The 794-nt window shown below is 46.1% G+C and carries 2 protein-coding genes; both read left to right on the top strand.

What is annotated here, in order from left to right; all coding sequences use genetic code 11:
- The first annotated feature begins 410 nt into the window (after positions 1 to 410).
- Positions 411 to 575 (top strand): siderophore-interacting protein, encoded by a 165-nt coding sequence (locus ACI0FR_RS13515; protein ID WP_461667956.1) that lies wholly within the window; start codon positions 411 to 413, stop codon positions 573 to 575.
- Positions 576 to 583: 8 nt separating this feature from the next.
- Positions 584 to 709, top strand: a complete 126-nt coding sequence (locus ACI0FR_RS13510; protein WP_461667955.1) for a hypothetical protein — start codon at positions 584 to 586, stop codon at positions 707 to 709.
- Positions 710 to 794: the final 85 nt, after the last annotated feature.

The following is a 794-nucleotide window of genomic DNA, read 5'->3' as shown; positions in this document are numbered from 1 at the left end:
TTCACTCGTATATTCATGACGCTGCTCAACAAACATGCGAACAGCACGCTCACGAAGTTCGGGCGGATAAGGTTTTGATGTCTTTTTATGTTCCATAAGATCCAATTTGGAGCTAAACAATCCGGCAAACTCGAGGCGGTTCAATTCATTTGGGCAGATCAAACTCGATGAACCTCATCATGGATACTATGTGTCTCTTCATGCCGAAGCATATATCGGTCTCAATCACCTGAAATATCTGGCGGCGGTTGCGATCAGACTCTATAAAAAGAAGAAGCCCCGGAGATTATCTTTATTTGGCGCCATCCATGTGCAGCTGCTTTTGCTAACCAATGATGTGCCCGAACCGATATGGCCAGTGATGGGACGCAATGGTATGCCATTGTGGCCGGATGAGGCATGCAGGCTGGATGGACATTGATTTCTACGTCCATGAAACTAAAGGTTTGGCGTGTAACTGGGCAAAAACTGCCAAAGCTGGTGATATTATTGGCGTGATGGGGCCGCCTAGACGTTTTCCCTTACGCCAAGCAAAAAATTATCTGATCGGTGCGGAGCTACAGCTCTGCCAGTAGTAGACCGCTTGCAGGAAGAATTTACCTGTGATGTAACAGGGCATATCGTCGTAACAGTTGATACCGAAGCAGATATTCAAAATCTCACCCATCCTGAGGGTGTGGACATTGAATGGATTGTAAATGCTGATTAGACAGCAGCGTAAGCGATGTTTCGATCACACCTTGTTTGGATAGTTCCATGGTAAAAGTTGGTCTATGTCGCACTGTTTATGGCCA

The organism is Paenochrobactrum sp. BZR 201-1, assembly GCF_044987585.2.
Lineage (GTDB): Bacteria > Pseudomonadota > Alphaproteobacteria > Rhizobiales > Rhizobiaceae > Paenochrobactrum > Paenochrobactrum pullorum.
This window is presented reverse-complemented; position numbering and strand designations above follow the sequence as displayed.